Raw genomic sequence first — 16,336 nt, 5'->3', positions numbered from 1 at the left:
ATTAGCTGGCCCCTTGCTCCCGCAGCACCTGTATTATTGATAAGGAAATACCGTGACTCCCTCTTTGCGCGCTCCGACGACGGATACCGCAGTGCCATCCCATCCAGTAAATGATGCTACCACTCGCTTAATTGCGGCGCGAAAACGCCCTTATATTCAACGCGGTACGCCAGAGTTTATGCGCGTCACACTGGCTTTTTTTTCCGCTGGTTTAGCCACCTTTGCCCTACTCTATTGTATACAACCCATCCTGCCGCTGTTATCGCAGGATTTTTCTATCTCTCCGGCAAGCAGCAGTTTATCGCTTTCATCTGCGACTGGAATGCTGGCCTTGGGGTTGATGTTTACCGGCCCATTATCAGATGCAATTGGCCGTAAATCGGTGATGGTGGTCGCGCTGATGCTGGCGGCTATCTGCACATTAATTTGTTCTTTTATGACCAGCTGGCATGGAATTTTGTTGATGCGGGCATTGATTGGCTTATCCCTTAGTGGGGTTGCTGCTGTGGCCATGACCTACCTCAGTGAGGAGATCCACCCCAGTTTTGTTGCTCTCTCTATGGGGCTGTATATCAGCGGAAACTCTATTGGCGGGATGAGCGGCCGCTTGGTCACTGGGGTATTGAGTGATTTCTTTTCCTGGCGCATTGCATTGGCGGTAATTGGTTTATTTGCTTTGGCCGCCGCTTGTCTGTTCTGGCGTATTCTTCCAGCTTCTAAACACTTCCGGGCAACCCCGCTACGGCCCCGAACGCTGGTGATCAATTTCAAGCTACATTGGCGTGATTCGGGCTTACCTTTGCTGTTCGCCGAAGGTTTTTTAATTATGGGCAGCTTTGTGACTTTATTTAATTACATTGGTTATCGTTTGTTGGCGCAGCCCTATTATCTCAGTCAGGCCATCGTGGGTTTATTATCGATAGTTTATCTTACCGGCTCTTATAGCTCACCCAAAGCCGGTGCTTTGACTAGCCGTTATGGTCGGGGGCCGGTGTTAATGGCGTCAATAAGCATGATGTTGATTGGGGTTATCATCACCGGTTTCTCCCCTGTGATAATAATCTTTATCGGGATGATGATATTTACCGCTGGTTTTTTTGCCGCACATTCTGTGGCCAGCAGTTGGATTGGTCGCCGTGCCCGTCGTGCTAAAGCACAGGCTTCTTCACTTTATCTATTTTGCTATTATGCAGGTTCGAGTGTTGCAGGAACATTAGGCGGTATTTTCTGGCTTAATTTAGGTTGGACTGGCGTTGTTTCATTTATCGCCACTCTTTTGTTGCTCGCGTTGTATGTCGGTCAGAGATTACGAAAATTGCCCGAAGCCGCCAGAATTTAATCTAAAATCAAATAAAGTCGATGTGATGTCACATTACAATTTGACGTCCTCTCTGCTATGTACCTATGATTAGAACGAACCTAACGATTTTAGGTGACTGTTGCTTGGAATATAAATTAAGTCTCTAATGTATTAAGGGATTTTATGACGAGACGTTTCCTTAATTTATTTAATGTCAGGAGAAAATATGACAACTCACTTTCTTACGCTTTGGGACATACTGGCGACAACATTTTCAATTTTCTTTTTCATCGCATACTTGCTGATTTTGTTCCAGGTCATTTCCGACCTATTCAGGGATCATGAGCTTGGTGGCTTTTATAAAGCAATTTGGATCTTGTTCTTGCTCTTCATCCCGTTACTCACCTCTCTTGTGTATCTTATTACCCGTGGCAAAGGCATGGCGCAACGCTATCGGGCCTCGGTGCAGAAATCAGTTTCTGATACTAATGAGTATATCCGGCACGTTGCGGGTAAATCACCGGCAGAACAGATCGCTGATGCTAAAAAATTATTAGATGAAGGGACTATCAATGAAAGCGAATACCAGCAGCTAAAAGCTAAAGCGCTATCCTAACATCCTGATTTTTGACTAAAGGCTAACGGGCATTCATTTGCCATTTAGCCTTTTTTTATTCCCAGGATTAAATGGATAAAAGTAATCGACAGTGTTTAGCGAGATTCGGCAATGAAACATTATTTATTACCGCGCTCACGACACAATCCTTTTGTAAATGACTCAAGCATAGAGAGGAAGGCCGGCGATGGCTTTCTCATAATAATATCTGCCGCAGTCAGCCCCACCCACCTGGTGATGCCGATAATGTTGTTCCATGCTGCATATATCAGTTTATTAATAGATAACTCAGGGCTTTCATAGGTGTCTTTTTACTGATATAACAGATGTATGTTGTAACTAAAATGGCATTTTTTAGAAAAGATGATGAATAAATATGATTTGATAGATCGACTAAATAACCGCTTTACCTCATTGGAAATCGGATTGCAGGATCTCCACCAGCAACTGGCTGATTTACCTTTACTTGCTGCTCGTGTTTTTTCTTTGCCCGAAATAGAAAAAGGCACCGAGCATCAGCCGATAAATCATATTCCCGTGAGCGCAACGGTTGGTACTCAAGCTCGAGAACTGGCTTTACAGCATTATCAGCGATTATTTATTCACCACCAAAGCCAGAATGTCAGCAGCAAAGCCGCCCTCCGGCTCCCTGGGGTACTCTGTTTTTCAGTGACCGATAGCCAATTAGCAGCTTGCCAACAGAGCATCCAATACATTAATCAGTTAAAAATAGAGCTGGAACATATCATTACCGTTGAATCAGGCTTACCGAGTGAACAGCGTTTCGAGTTTGTTCACACCCACTTGCATGGGCTGATAACATTAAATACTTACCGCACTATTACCCCGTTAATAAATCCCAGTTCGGTACGTTTTGGCTGGGCGAACAAACATATTATTAAAAATGTCACACGCGAAGAAATTCTGACACAGCTAAACAAAAGCTTGAATGCAGGCCGTGCTGTTCCACCATTTACCCGCGAGCAATGGGCTGATTTGATTAATAAAGAAATTAATGATGTTAAGCAACTGCCAGAAAAGGCGCGCTTAAAAATCAAACGGCCGGTAAAAGTGCAACCTATTGCGCGAATCTGGTATCAGGAACAGCAGAAACAAGTACAACACCCCTGCCCTATGCCATTGATTGCATTTTGCCAGGTTCAATCAGAGATTGAATTGCCTAAATTAGGGGAGTTAACCGACTACAATGTCACTCAGATTAAGCATAAATATAAACCCGAAGCCAAACCTTTGCGTTTGTTGGTGCCAAGGTTGCATTTACATGTTGAAATAGAGAAATAAAATATAGGTCAATTATTATGCTGTATATAAAACCTAAACGTTATGCTTCTCTCGGGGTTATTATTGCAGCTCAATCACCAGAAGAAATTAACCCCTTCGCGGAGAATTTTCTTAGGGACATAGTTATTCAACCCTGACGCGTGACAATATTCAATCAAATCTTTTAAAGAGTGACATCCCACTTTTTCATAAATAAACCTAAGCCTATTCTCGATAGTTCTCTTTGATAAGTATAGTTTCTCTGCTATTTCTTTTGCTGTCATTCTTTGAATTGCATAAAATATTATATCAAGCTCTCTTTCTGAAAAATTATCTACAGGAGGGGTTAGTGTAATAACAGAGGGTTTTAAACTGTTAAAGAAATCACATACAGAAATAAAGTTAAATTTTTTACCAAAAAAAACAGTCCCTAACACATTCCCATTGGGGCTATAAATAGGAAACTTAGGGAAATACCATGGCGAAAGAATCCTTTCACGGCCAAAAGGCGAAGTAACAATGATCTCAGCGCCCTCTCTGCTTTGCTCCGCCTTTCTGTCGTGAGCCTTGAAATCATCACTATACTCAGACCATTGGCATGGCATCTCCTCATCTAAACGCCCTTCAAAATCAAAACCAGGCTGAATATCAAACAAATCAAGACAAGACTCATTTAAGTAAACAAATTTTGAGTTGTTATCTTTTATCGCCCAAGGAATACTGGCCTTTTCCATTATGGAAATAAGCGATGTTTTACTGAGCGAATTAACCGTCAAGCTAGATTTATCTTGGGGGGCTGATTTTTCATCTTCCATAAAGTAAACTCCTGCCGAATAAAAAATAATATCTTAATAAATACAAGCCACCTTAACTATAGCCACCAGACGGCTCACGTAAAAACACTACTCAATGAAATTACTTACGAAACTAAATAACCGCTCAATTAAAAATACATTATTAATATATATCACGCATAGAGAAGTGAGTATTATTCTAAGCTAAAAACGAAAAAAAACACTACCTAAATAAGATGATTTTTTTATTTTCATCCTATTCGCTGACACTATTTTTAATCATTACGCTTATTACATTCTGATAATATAATGCAATTGGATTCCCCCTAACCACGCCGAAAAAGATCCCGACGTGGTAGGAGAGGCTTAAATGAACGTTATTTCATACTTCCAACCATATCCTCTGGTTTGACCCATTCATCAAACTGCTCATCAGTAACATAGCCGAGTTTCAAGGCAGCCGCTTTGAGTGTTAGCCCCTCTTTATGGGCTTTTTTGGCAATCTCCGCCGCTTTGTCATAGCCAATATGTGTATTCAGCGCAGTAACCAACATCAGCGATTCATTTAATAGCTGAGTAATTCGGTCGCGATTTGGCTCAATTCCCACCGCACAATGCTCATTAAAACCGCGCATACCATCAGCCAGCAAACGAATGGATTGCAGGAAGTTATGAATCACCAACGGACGAAATACGTTCAGTTCAAAGTTACCGGACGCCCCGCCAATATTGACGGCCACATCATTACCCATCACTTGCGCGCATAACATGGTCATAGCTTCACATTGTGTCGGGTTCACTTTACCCGGCATGATAGAACTGCCCGGCTCATTCTCAGGAATGGAAATCTCACCAATACCACAGCGAGGGCCTGAAGACAGCCAGCGCACATCGTTGGCAATTTTCATCAGCGATGCTGCTAAACCTTTCAATGCACCATGGCCATGAACTAATGCATCACAGGTGGCAAGTGCTTCAAATTTATTCGGCGCGGTGATAAAGGGTTGCTGAACCAATGCAGCTATCTCATTGGCTACGCGCACAGCATATTCTGGATGAGTATTTAGGCCGGTTCCCACGGCGGTGCCACCTAGCGCCAACTCACAAAGGTGAGGAATAGTCGCTTCAATATGCTGTACGCTGTGGGCCAACATTGCCACCCAGCCCGAAATCTCCTGCCCCAACGTCAATGGGGTGGCGTCTTGTAAATGCGTCCGACCAATCTTCACTATATCGCGATAGGCTTCGGCTTTCTTAGCCAAAGTCCCCTGCAATGCTTTTAACTCAGGCAATAAATGTTCTCTTAACCCAATAACTGCAGCAACATGCATTGCGGTTGGAAATACATCATTTGAACTTTGGCTTTTATTAACATCATCATTAGGATGAACCAAACGATGATTACCCCGCTCCCCCCCTAATAATTCACTAGCACGGTTAGCCAGCACCTCATTCATATTCATATTAGTTTGGGTGCCGGAACCTGTTTGCCAAATAGAAAGCGGAAACTCGCCAACATGGTCGCCATTCAATACTTCGTCAGCCGCCGCCATGATAGCTTTAGCGCGATCGGTGGGTAACAAGCCCAGCGCCATATTGACCTGTGCCGCCGCCCGCTTGGTCAGCGCCAACGCATGAATCAATTCGGTCGGCATTTTCTCTTGCGAAATACGGAAATGTTCCAGTGAACGCTGGGTTTGTGCGCCCCATAATTGACTTGCCGGCACATCGATAGGCCCCATTGAATCGTTTTCACTGCGGGTGGTCACCATCACTGTCTCCTTAGCATATAGAACAAAAAGTTGAGGTCTGACGGGTATAGCATGGCATATTTATCATCTTCTTTATGCGACTGATTCGCATTTTCACCATTTTAGTCGTTTCAGCGCCTTGGGGAATTGCATTACCACTTGCAACCCCTACATCCCCATTGTTTACTAAGGGGCAATTTTTTATCAGGATAATGTTTTTATCCGGGCGATAAGTTTCGCCAAACTCGATGGCAGATAATCAACATGCAAAAAATGAAGAATGCAGTACAAAACTACGCCTGGGGCAGCACGGATGCACTGACTAAACTTTACGGCATGGCGAACCCGCAAAATCAGCCCATGGCTGAATTATGGATGGGTGCTCATCCCAAAAGCAGTTCTGAAGTGGCTGATGCCAAAGGGCAATGGCATTCATTGCGTGAAGTTATTGAGCAAGATCCCGATGCCAATCTAGGCCATGATGTTTTCCAACGTTTCGGCGAATTACCTTTCCTGTTCAAAGTGCTGTGTGCTGCTCAGCCATTATCCATTCAGGTACACCCCAGTAAGGCTGCGGCTGAAATTGGCTTTGCTAAAGAGAATCAAGCCGGTATTCCACTGGATGCTGCCGAACGCAATTATAAAGATGCCAACCATAAGCCAGAGTTGGTTTATGCCCTGACCCCTTTCCAGGCCATGAATGGTTTCCGCATGTTGGATGACATCGAAAAATTACTCCAGCCGATAGCCGCCGCTCATCCGGATATCGCCGCGTTTCTCCGCGAACCTGACACTGAACATTTAGCAACATTATTTGCCCATTTGCTGAGTATGGCTGGCGAAGAGAAAACTCGCGCGCTGGGAATTTTGAAAGCGGCCTTGAATAACCAATTAGGTGAGCCATGGGATACTATCCGCAGTATTTCGCGTTTCTACCCTGATGACAGTGGTTTGTTCTCGCCCTTGTTGTTAAATGTGGTGACACTGCAACCCGGTGAAGCCATGTTCCTGTATGCCGAAACACCGCATGCCTATCTGGACGGTGTGGCGCTGGAGGTGATGGCGAACTCTGATAATGTATTACGCGCCGGGCTGACACCTAAGTTTATTGATATTCCCGAGTTAATGGCTAATCTGCAATTTATCCCGAGACCCGCGTCTACTCTGCTGACAACACCGCAACAGCACGGTCACGAATTAGTGTTCCCAATCCCGGTTGAGGATTTTGCCTTTTCGCTGCATACCTTAACGCCAGAGCCGCAAATGTTGGCGCAGAACAGTGCCGCGATCATATTTTGCGTTCAAGGCCAAGCGATATTGAAGAAACAACAGCAAGTCATTACGCTGCAACCGGGAGAATCCTGTTTTGTTCCGGCGAATGAATCGCCAGTGAGTGTCCTTGGAGTGGGGTCAATTGCCCGTGTTTACAACGGAGGGTGAACGAACTCACTCATTTTGTTGTCTATTGCTGGTCTTTTGATGCTGCGGTGGTTAAATTTCACCATCGCAATAAGTCTTTATCGTCGCAATAATATTTGTGAATGTTTAATCTAGGCCTATATTAGTTTGGGATATGTTGTTTTCTTACGGTGTTATTTAATTAGTCACTCATTACCGCGTTCAACATAGTGAATTTGGTGTATTAGAAAAGGATGAACAGAACAATGAAAAAATCGTTAGTGGCTGTCAGCGTCATTGTGGTACTTGGCGCTGCATGGACTGGGGCCTCATGGTATACCGGCAAATTGATTGAACAACGAATGGGCGAATTGGTTAACAACGCAAACGACCAGATCAGAACTTTGCTACCTAAAGCTGGCGTAAAATTCGCCTATAAAGATTATCAGCGCGGTCTGTTCAGTAGCCAAGTTCGCTATATTTTACAATCTGATAGCACTGTTTCCGGCGAAAAAGCCTTAAAAGATGGCGACGAAGTGGCATTTATCGAAACTATCGATCACGGCCCATTCCCATTAGCGCAGTTAAAAAAATTCAATCTGATCCCAAGCATGGCCTCGGTACACACCGAGCTTGCCAATACGCCAGCATTGAAAAAACTGTTTGAAGTCACCAAAGGCCAATCGCCCTTTACTGCAGACTCCCGCATTTCATACAGCGGCGATACCTCTTCTGCCATTACTTTCATTCCGATTGATTATCAGCAAAACACCACCAGCATGAAATTCGCTGGTGCTAAAATTGATGCTGATGTGTCGCGAGATCTGCGCAAGGTGAAAATGAGCGGTTCTAGTGACAGTCTTGTTTTTGCGAGCAAAAATCATTGGGATCAACTTGAGCAATTTAGTCTGCAAGGTTTGGTCATTAAAAGTGACACCAATGTAGGCAAGTTTGATCTCAGCATTGGTGACCAACAACTGAGCATCAAGCAGATCGGTTTAAATATCGATGGCAAAGACACCGCGACACTGGTTGGTTTTAACCTGAATACTCAATTAGGCGAAACCGATAAAGATTTGAACGGTAAGTTGACCTATACATTAGACGCGCTAAAAATTCAGGATAATGACTTTGGTGCCGGTAAATTGGCCTTCAGTTTCGACCATCTGGACGGTCAAAGCTTGAAACAATTCTCCAGCGCCTATAATCAACAAGCCTTGAAAGCTGTTCAGGCGGGTGAAAATCTGGATCCGGAAGCTTATCAGCAACAAATGGCCGAAATATTACTGGCTAACCTCCCTGCGTTGCTGAAAGGTAATCCGACAATTAGCATTGCACCACTGAGCTGGAAAAATGCCAAAGGGGAAAGCACCTTTACTCTGAATGTTGCTCTGACTGATCCAACACAAGCGAAAGCAACTGATGAACCGCTTCTCGCGCAGTCAGTGAAAAAAATCGACGCGACGCTGACCATTCCGATGGCAATGGCAACCGAACTGACAACCCAAACCGCGCGTCTACAGGGCTACAGCCCAGAAGAAGCCCAAAAAATGGCACAACAACAGGTTCAAGGCATTGCTGCTATGGGCCAGATGTTTAAACTGACCACCACCAAAGATGATGTTATCAGCAGCAGTTTCCATTTTGCCGATAACCAGGTTGATTTGAATGGTCAGAAAATGTCGCTGCAAGAATTCGTTGGCCTGTTTGGTATGTTCGGTGGTGCACCTGCTGAAGAAGATACCGGCCCCGAGTCTGAAGGTATGCCAGTAGAACCTGCACCCGCAGTTCCAGCACAATAAGTTGTTGAACGATTCTCAGTAATAGAATTCAGTCATAAAATTGAAATTGCGAACGGGGCCTGATGGCCCCGTTTTTTTATCCATCAAGGTTAGGTTTTCGCGGATAATAAGGTTTTGGTCAATTTGACCGACTGGCTGGATAAAGAATTTTCATACACAAGCGAACCCCTGCCGCAATAATTATCATTAAAATAATCCTCTTACGTGCCATAATTTAAATAACGGGTCATGTGACTATTTTTGACAAATTGTGATTTCAAAATCAGAATATCGCTTAATCGAACGTATATATGACAGGAAAGAAATGATTTAACTGCCCCTGAGTTATCGCTGTAATATGTCAATCGCTTCTGAAAATGACAAATACGCTGGCAGTTACACAGAATTATAGACAGGCTCCGTTCAACACATTGCTACATTGCTGCTGCTTTTTTGCTGACAGCATAATTGTGTATATCATGACAAACAGAGAAATATAACGATGAAACCGTCGTCAAACCTTACGCAAAAAGTTATCCCCATAGTAATCTGGACGTTGATTTATTACCTTTCTGGCGTAATTTCTCTAAAATTTGACGATCCAGCCTCACATATTTCGATTGTCTGGTTTCCAGCTGGGGTCGCCACGGCGGCTTTTTTATGTGCACGTTGGCGTCAATGGCCTGTGTTACTGGGCTGTTTTGTTATTATCAATCTTGCTCTTGATAACTCACTACAAGAAAACTATATATTATCAATAGGTTATGCGTTTCTCTCCATGCCATCAACCATGCTTATCGCCTGGATAGTACGCCACTATTCCCGTCCAAGAGATGATCTGCATGTCGTTCTCATGTGGACCTTTTCTACCATTATTGTCAGCCTGTTAGATGCACTGTTTGTCTCAATCGGTTTTGTTCTGTTTAATAAAGGGACATTTCAGGAGATTTTCTGGATCGGGTTTGTTGCTGATGTTACCGGGATATTCTTCGCTACCACGGTCATCATGGGGTTCTTCAATACTCGATTTCGTACCCAAATTTCGCCGGTCAAGAATAAGCTTTTAGGTTCTATCATCTGGCTTATGCTGTGTTTATTGACTTTATTAATCTTCAATAATTCACTAAAAGAATTTAGTAGCAATATATTACACCTCCATAACGATATGCTCATTTTCACCTTTGCCTGTCTGCCGATCATCCTGGCTGTCATGTTATCTATCTTATGGGGAAATCATGGCGGCTCTATTGCCCTACTGACATTGGCGACTATTGTCATTTACTTCACTGGGAAAGGCTATGGGCCATTTTTCATCAATGGGTTGCACCACGGGGAGCCTTTGCTTTTAGTCCAATGCTATCTGACAGCAACGGCGCTGCTCATGGTTTTCCTGCGTGTTCTTACGCGAAGTATGCCTCATTTTGACGAAACCGATGGGGTACAACATGCCGTTTACCAACTCAATCTAAACACCGGTGAGATTGAGTGGGGCCACCTTTCTGGCGAGTTGGCCAACATTGACTCCGCTATTATGTCCACGATGAATAAATTAATTGAGCAGATTCACCCTGATGACAGAAATAAAGTGCTAGAGCATTGGGGAAGCTGCGGCGAGCAACAGAACTTACCCCGACTCGACTTCCGATTTAATGACCAAAAAGGCAATTGGGTAACCATCACTGACAGTGAAAGTATTTTGTTCAACCACCATGAGCCACGCATGATCATTGGAAATTGGCATATTACGAACTCTGTACCCCTTTTTAAAGCCAACTGAGACAGGATAGTCAAGATGATCCAGATCGCATTATTACTTTTTGGCGCAGATTTCGTTCGAACAAAGTCAAAATACCTGTGGTTCATCGGCTTTCTATGGGGGATTGCTGGAAGCCTTATTTTTATCGACGGGCTTGATGGCCAGCTTTATTTCCCGCTAAAAACTTTCGGTTTTTTTCTTATATTAGAAAGCCTAATAACATTAAGTGTGGCCTCAAGTGGGGTCGGGTCCCAAAAAGCAGTCCTGTATTTTAAAGGCGGGATATTTTTCTTCAGTGCCGTGATCATTATCCTTAATCAAACCTACAGTAATCTGCTGCTCTCGATCATTTTTGGGTTTGCTTATTTTATCATCGGTTTGTTTGTTGGCGTTTCAGCCTGGGTTGTACGTTTCCCGCACTGGCGAACGGCGGCATTCTATGGTCTGGTACAGATTATTTTTGCATTCTTCCTGTTTATTCACTCCCAAGCTACCATCTCATTTTTCCTCGGTTTTTTGATGATAGACAGCGGGTACAGTTGCCTAAAAATGGCCCGGCGTACCAGCCAGATGAAGCGTGCAACATCCGTATTCCAATTGATGCAACCTACAGATATATTGATATATGAAAGTGCTAAAGAAAATCAGGAAAAAACGGAGGCGATCATAGCTGAGAATACTGATCTTTCGTTACTCCCCGCTCTCATTGTTCATATCTGGACACCGGAAGGCTCCGCAAATAATCGCCCAGTTCCACGTCCTGTCATTAACCGTTATATTGCGGCAGTAGATGAAACCGGGGTCATCTCAACAGGCCATGCGGCACTTGAAGCCCCTCCGGATGTCTACATCAGCTTATATCCTGCTGAAGATCTTGATCGCTCCCCTTCAGAGTTTTTCCGCTTGCTCAAGGCAACTCGCGACAACGATGTCAAAGGGATGTTCCAACCAAGCTATGCTGTGGAATCAGCGAACTGGTGCGATTCCGACCGGAGGATTAGCTTCAGGGATTATAATATTGAAGCCCTGTCTAATTTTTGGCAAAGTTATCGCAGAGAAGAGTCTTATAACCTGACTTACCGCAATTGCTCAAGCAGTGTCGCCTATGCGCTGGAAGCCGCGCTTGATGGTGTACTGTCGCCACGTAGCAAAAACTGGCTAACGACCTTTAGAGTGTTTTTCATGCCTGAATTGTGGATAGCAGCCCAAGTTCGTAAACGGGCATTGATGATGGCCTGGACACCGGGATTAGTGATGGACTATGCACGAGCACTCAGTGCCATTGTGCAGCCGGTTCCACAACCCTGGCATCAACGGATGCCGTGGAAAGTGCGTGGGGCTAATCAGAATACCCCTCAAGAAAAAGAGTAATATCAACCCAAATCAAGCCGAACCGCGGCGAATCAATACCGGCGGTAATATGACGTTTTGCAGTTGTAAATCGACACCGGCGATACGCTGAAGTAACCTCTGCCCGGCACTGTAGCCAATTTCTCGGGCAGAGCTGGTGATGAAGGTTAGTGGCGGTTCAGTGAGTTCTGCTTCAGGGACATCACCAAAACCAATTAATGCCACTTGCTGATCGAGATAAGCATCGACTCCGGCGCTGCCAATCGTCCGGCCGGTGCGCAAAATACCAAAGTATGCCCCTAGCGCGACTGATGCTTGATGGCAAACGATGGCACTGACATTGGGGTGATGACGTAATAACCCCTCGGCGGCATCTGCCGCGGCTTGCTGCTGACCATCACATTCAACCACCCATTCCGAACGAAACGGTAGCCCATATTGCACTAGCGTGGCACAAAATCCCCCTATCCGCTCGGCCCTGGTCAATGAGTGCGAATGCCCGCCAAGATAGGCAATTTGCCGATGACCACGACCAATAAGGAATTCTGTTGCCATTTTAGCCGCTTGCATATTATCGGGCCGTACCACATCCACCCCGTCCAATACATTTGAACGAGCAGCACAAATCAGCGGAATATCATGCTCTGCGGCCTTTTCTTGTAGCCCCATCTCGCGTTTAGCACCACCGCCCAGTACCAATCCATCGACACCTTGATCAATCAGCGTATCAAAACACCGCAATAACCCCTTTCCTTCACGGCCACTTTGCGTCAGGAACAACAGCTTGCCCTCCGCCTCAATAGCCTCACTCAGCCCTGCGGTCATTTCTGCATAAAAGGGGTCACTGATATCGCGCACAATCAAGCCAATTACGCCAGATGCCCCGCCGCGTAATTGTGCCGCCTGACGGTTACGCACATAGCCTAATTGTTCAATGGCCTGATTGACCCGGTCGGCAGTTGCCGGGGAGATACGTCCTTTGCCGCTGATTGCTAACGAGACGGTTGCCACGGACACACCCGCCAATTTAGCCACATCGATAATGGTTATTTTTTTTGTTGTCATAACTGCTGATAAATAAGCCAAGTTAAACGTTTAATCTGATGATTTACTCTAATACAAAAATAGGATCAGTAATTGTGACATATCACTCATATTATCTGGGTTAAACGTTTTATCTTGTTTTACCTCCAGACAGGGAGACGAAATAGTCGCCGTTATCCATCAATCAATCGTTATCTATCAATATTGTGTAAACGGCGTTTTTTAACATCAGGTGTATCAGTACAGGAGCCACTATGTCAGCGGCAAAAAAACAAAAAATTACGCTGTGGGAGTTTTTCCAGAGTTTAGGGAAAACCTTCATGTTACCGGTCGCCTTGCTCTCCTTCTGCGGGATCATGCTGGGTATCGGCAGTTCGCTTAGTAGTAAAGATGTCATCACTCTCTTACCGTTTATTGGTCACCCTGCTTTCCAGCTATTGTTTACCTGGATGAGTAAGGTTGGTTCATTTGCCTTTAGCTTCTTGCCCGTGATGTTCGCCATTGCAATTCCATTAGGGATGGCTCGTGAAAACAAAGGCGTTGCGGCTTTCTCTGGCTTCGTCGGTTTCGCTGTACTGAATCTGGCCACCAACTTTTACCTCACCACCAACGGTGTGTTACCCACCACAGACCCGTTGGTACTGAAAACCCATAACATCCAGAATATTTTAGGTATTCAGTCCATTGATACCGGTATTTTGGGTGCGGTGATCGTGGGGATCATTGTTTACTTACTGCATGAGCGCTTCAATACCATTCGCTTGCCTGATGCATTAGCTTTCTTTGGTGGCACCCGTTTTGTGCCGATTGTCACCACCGTGGTGCTTGGGTTAGTCGGCTTATTGATCCCATTGATCTGGCCTTGGTTCGCAGCAGGTATTAATGGGTTGGGCCGATTGATTAACGGCGCGGGTATGTTCGGGCCAATGATCTTCGGCAGCGGTGAGCGCTTATTACTGCCTTTCGGCTTACACCATATCTTAGTTGCACTGATTCGCTTCACCGAAGCGGGCGGCACCATGGATGTATGTGGCCACAGTGTTAGCGGGGCTTTAACCATCTTCCAGGCGCAATTATCTTGTCCAACCACCACCGGTTTCTCTGAAAGTGCCACGCGCTTCTTGTCGCAAGGCAAAATGCCCGCTTTCTTGGGCGGTTTACCGGGCGCTGCACTGGCGATGTATCACTGTGCAAAACCTGAAAATCGTCATAAAATTAAAGGGTTGCTGATTTCAGGGGTAGTTGCGTGTGTCATCGGCGGCACCACAGAACCGATCGAATTCCTGTTCCTGTTTGTGGCCCCATTCCTGTATCTGATCCACGCCATTCTGACCGGGCTGGGCTTTACTGTCATGGCGTTGTTGGGTGTGACCATCGGAAATACAGACGGCAATCTCATTGATTTCGTGGTATTTGGCATCTTGCACGGCACGGCAACCAAATGGTATTGGGTGCCAGTGGTTGCTGGGATTTGGTTTGTCGCTTACTACTGCATTTTCCGTTTTGCTATTCAGCACTTCAATATCAAAACACCGGGCCGTGAGAATGAGACCGCCGCCAGCAGTCATGCAGAAAAAGCCGCCAGTGGTGCGATCACCGGGAAGTCTGGCTATAACTCCCCTGCTATTTTGGCTGCTCTGGGTGGCGCTGATAACATTGTCTCATTGGATAATTGCATCACCCGCTTGCGGATGTCAGTTAAAGATATGAATTTGGTAGATAAAGAGGCGCTGAAAGCTAACCGCGCTATTGGTGTGATTCAGCTCAATGACCATAACCTTCAAGTTGTTATTGGCCCACAAGTGCAATCAGTGAAAGATGAATTAGACTCACTGATAGGCGGTGAACAATTCGCAACATCTTAGGATGGTAATTCGCTAAATAGCGTTGCCTCAATATTAATTACATAGAAACTATACCCAAAGTCATTGGAGTCGCAGGTAGGCAGCCAGCAAACTCATCCCGATGAGCTTACACAAGTCAGTGATTCGGGTAAGTGAGTGCAGCTAACCCCCTGCGGCGTCAAGGGCGAAGGGTATATTTGATAAGCGAGATGCTGATGTTTGATTTCTCCACCCCTGTCGATCGTCACGGTACTTGGTGTACCCAATGGGACTATATTGCTGACCGTTTTGGTGCTGCGGACTTGCTGCCATTCACTATCTCGGATATGGACTTCCCCACAGCGCCAGTTATTTTACAAGCACTTAATCAGCGCATCGGGCACGGTGTGCTGGGGTATAGCCGCTGGCAACATGAAGATTTTCTCGGGGCAATTCGTCATTGGTATCAACAGCGTTTTCATTGCTCGATTGATACCTCAATGGCGGTCTATGGCCCGTCGGTTATCTATATGGTGGCCCAGTTGATCCGCTGCTGGTCAGCGCCCGGTGATTTTGTCGTCACCCACACTCCCGCTTATGATGCTTTTTATAAAGTGATCCTCGGCAATCAACGCCAATTACTCAGTTGCCCACTGCAAAAAATTGATAATCAGTGGCAATGTGATATGGCGCATTTGGAAGCATTACTGGCCCGCCCGCAAACTAAAATATTGTTGCTGTGCAGCCCGCATAACCCCACAGGGAAAGTTTGGACAGCGGAAGAACTTACACTCATGGCGGAGCTGTGTGAGCGCCATCAGGTCAAGGTTATCAGTGATGAAATCCACATGGACATGACTTGGGATAATCAAGTACATACCCCCTGGAGTCAGGTGGGACAAACCCCGTGGGCTTTACTGACCTCCGGCTCTAAGACATTTAATATCCCCGCGTTAACCGGTGCTTACGGTTTTATCAGTGACACTGAAACCCGCGATAGCTACAACCAAATGCTAAAAGGCCGCGATGGCCTCTCTTCTCCGGCGGTACTGGCGATCGTCGCGCATATCGCCGCTTACCGGCAGGCAGAACCTTGGTTGGATGAATTACGCCGTTATCTGCAAGCCAATTTAGCTTATGTTGCGCAGCGGTTGCATGAAGCATTTCCTGCTTTAAACTGGCAGCCACCACAGGCAACTTACTTAGCGTGGATTGACTTACGCCCATTAAATATTGACGATCATCAATTACAGAACGTGCTGATTGAAAAAGAAAAAGTCGCCATTATGCCCGGTTTCACCTACGGCGAAGAGGGTCGCGGCTTCCTACGTCTCAATGTCGGTTGTTCGCGCAGCAAAGTTGAAGCTGGGATGGATAAATTGATTAGCGGCATCCAGTTTTTACAGGGGAAATAGCATTTCCCCTCGGTTTTTATCGGCACC

12 protein-coding genes are annotated in these 16,336 nt (G+C 45.4%); 9 read left to right on the top strand and 3 right to left on the bottom strand.

Annotation, left to right across the window (positions count from 1 at the left end):
• Positions 1–91 precede the first annotated feature (91 nt).
• From OP863_RS10000 to tus, 3 genes are all read left to right on the top strand, one after another.
• Complete coding sequence (locus OP863_RS10000; RefSeq protein ID WP_413081181.1) at positions 92–1,339, top strand: MFS transporter; 1,248 nt, start codon at positions 92–94, stop codon at positions 1,337–1,339.
• A gap of 187 nt (positions 1,340–1,526) precedes the next feature.
• Positions 1,527–1,916, top strand: coding sequence for an SHOCT domain-containing protein (locus tag OP863_RS09995; protein WP_038632927.1), 390 nt, complete (start codon positions 1,527–1,529; stop codon positions 1,914–1,916).
• Positions 1,917–2,282: 366 nt separating this feature from the next.
• The gene (gene tus, locus OP863_RS09990; protein ID WP_222423009.1) at positions 2,283–3,218 is read left to right on the top strand and encodes a DNA replication terminus site-binding protein; all 936 of its coding nucleotides are present in this window, start codon (positions 2,283–2,285) and stop codon (positions 3,216–3,218) included.
• 74 nt (positions 3,219–3,292) lie between these two features.
• Here tus and OP863_RS09985 read toward each other — a convergent pair whose 3' ends face one another.
• Together OP863_RS09985 and fumC are read right to left on the bottom strand one after the other, a co-directional pair.
• A complete protein-coding gene (locus OP863_RS09985; protein WP_265526209.1) occupies positions 3,293–4,012 on the bottom strand; it encodes a helix-turn-helix transcriptional regulator in 720 nt (239 codons plus the stop codon).
• 356 nt (positions 4,013–4,368) lie between these two features.
• The gene (gene fumC, locus OP863_RS09980) at positions 4,369–5,763 is read right to left on the bottom strand and encodes a class II fumarate hydratase (protein WP_145589825.1); all 1,395 of its coding nucleotides are present in this window, start codon (positions 5,761–5,763) and stop codon (positions 4,369–4,371) included.
• A gap of 243 nt (positions 5,764–6,006) precedes the next feature.
• Between fumC and manA the strand changes: the two genes are divergently transcribed.
• The 4 genes from manA to OP863_RS09960 all read left to right on the top strand — a co-directional run bounded on the left by manA (position 6,007) and on the right by OP863_RS09960 (position 12,048).
• Entirely contained in the window at positions 6,007–7,182 is a 1,176-nt protein-coding gene (manA, locus tag OP863_RS09975) for a mannose-6-phosphate isomerase (protein ID WP_265526207.1), read from the top strand.
• 224 nt (positions 7,183–7,406) lie between these two features.
• Complete coding sequence (locus tag OP863_RS09970) at positions 7,407–8,942, top strand: YdgA family protein (RefSeq protein WP_145589827.1); 1,536 nt, start codon at positions 7,407–7,409, stop codon at positions 8,940–8,942.
• A 481-nt stretch (positions 8,943–9,423) separates the two neighbouring features.
• Complete coding sequence (locus tag OP863_RS09965) at positions 9,424–10,698, top strand: MASE1 domain-containing protein (RefSeq protein ID WP_145589828.1); 1,275 nt, start codon at positions 9,424–9,426, stop codon at positions 10,696–10,698.
• Positions 10,699–10,713: 15 nt separating this feature from the next.
• Positions 10,714–12,048 (top strand): HdeD family acid-resistance protein, encoded by a 1,335-nt coding sequence (locus OP863_RS09960; RefSeq protein ID WP_038632948.1) that lies wholly within the window; start codon positions 10,714–10,716, stop codon positions 12,046–12,048.
• 12 nt (positions 12,049–12,060) lie between these two features.
• Here OP863_RS09960 and malI read toward each other — a convergent pair whose 3' ends face one another.
• Entirely contained in the window at positions 12,061–13,092 is a 1,032-nt protein-coding gene (gene malI / locus OP863_RS09955) for a Mal regulon transcriptional regulator MalI (protein WP_038632952.1), read from the bottom strand.
• Positions 13,093–13,325: 233 nt separating this feature from the next.
• Here malI and malX point away from each other — a divergent pair, with 233 nt between their 5' ends.
• Both malX and OP863_RS09945 read left to right on the top strand, forming a co-directional pair.
• Positions 13,326–14,936, top strand: a complete 1,611-nt coding sequence (malX, locus tag OP863_RS09950; RefSeq protein ID WP_265526205.1) for a maltose/glucose-specific PTS transporter subunit IIBC — start codon at positions 13,326–13,328, stop codon at positions 14,934–14,936.
• A 194-nt stretch (positions 14,937–15,130) separates the two neighbouring features.
• On the top strand, positions 15,131–16,309 hold the full coding sequence (locus OP863_RS09945) for a MalY/PatB family protein (RefSeq protein WP_265526204.1): 1,179 nt from the start codon (positions 15,131–15,133) through the stop codon (positions 16,307–16,309).
• Positions 16,310–16,336: the final 27 nt, after the last annotated feature.

This window comes from Yersinia sp. SCPM-O-B-9106 (C-191) (assembly GCF_026183365.1).
Classification (GTDB): Bacteria; Pseudomonadota; Gammaproteobacteria; order Enterobacterales; family Enterobacteriaceae; genus Yersinia; species Yersinia rochesterensis.
Note: the sequence above shows the minus strand (reverse complement) of the source record. Positions and strands in the feature narration are given on the sequence as shown.